The sequence below is a fragment of the Arthrobacter sp. SAFR-044 genome (genome assembly GCF_059414985.1).
On the sequence record NZ_JBPFDN010000033.1, the window covers coordinates 1 to 1,197 of the forward strand.

Here is a 1,197-nt window from a genome sequence, read left to right on the forward strand (position 1 = left end):
GCCACGGGTGATGTTGGTGTTGAGGGTCCGTCGCATTCGGGGACGGGGACTCCGACGGGTACGAAGCGGGCGACGAGTTCGTTGTGGTTTAACGACGGGTTTTGGTGGGGCAACCTGTGGGACTCTGCGAGTTCGGATTTTCATATTTTCCGGTTCAATGCGGGGACGAGTTCCTGGGTTGATACGGGGGTGGCGACGGATCCGCGTGCCAGTACCCACCATGACGTGTTGTGGGACGGGAAGATGCTGAATGTCGCCAGCTACCGGTTCGTCAATGATGGTCTTCCGGCTGAGCCGAATTATCCGACCACGATGCGGCGGTACAGTTACGATCCGGTGGCGAAGAAGTACTCGCTGGAGAGTTCCACGCAGATCAATAATTCAAAGGTTGAGGTCCTGACCATTGATAAGGATTCCACGGGCCGGGTGTGGGCGACGTGGCAGCAGGGGAACAAGATTTATTTGAATGTCACGGCCACGGACGGCAAGACGTGGGGGACGGCGTTCCAGCATCCGGCGTCGATGAGCAATGTCTCGGTGGATGACACCTCGGCCGTGATTGCCTTCGATGGGAAGATCGGTGTGATGTGGAGCCGGCAGGTCGGGGACGCAACGGATGGGATGTACTGGAGTTATCACGTTGATGGTGCGTCGGCGACGTCCTGGAGCGGTGCTGTGGCGGCGGTGTCGGGGCAGCGCAGCAGTGATGACCATATGAACCTGAAATGGCTGGATTCATCCGGTGGCCGGGTTTTCGCGGCGATCAAGACTTCGTTCACGTCCTCGTCGCAGCCGTTGATCCAGCTGTTGGCCTTGAGTGGTACCAGCTGGTCGGCGCATACGATCGCTACGGTGGCGGAATGCCCCAACCGGGTGATCGTGATGATTGATGAGAGCACGCAGATGCTGCGTACGTTCGCGACCTATCCGAAGCCGTCGGGCACGACGAACGCCGGTGTCTGCACGAGTTCCGGTGGTGCGATCTACGAGAAGTCGACGCCGCTGGATAACATCAACTTCACCACCACCAAGACGCCGCGGATCGTGGACGCCGACCAGTACGTGCATAACGTCACCTCGACCAAGCAGAACGTCAACAGCGCCGCGCGGGGGACTGCCAACAGCGGCCTGCTGGTGCTCGCGGATGTCAACGCCACCAGCCGGTACTGGCACTACTACAGTCCCAGCAGCGGCGGC

At 60.1% G+C, this 1,197-nt stretch carries 1 pseudogene; it reads left to right on the top strand.

Annotated features, from left to right (window positions below):
• Positions 1 to 243 precede the first annotated feature (243 nt).
• Positions 244 to 1,197, top strand: a pseudogene (locus ACR65J_RS20990) (hypothetical protein); the annotation flags it as partial.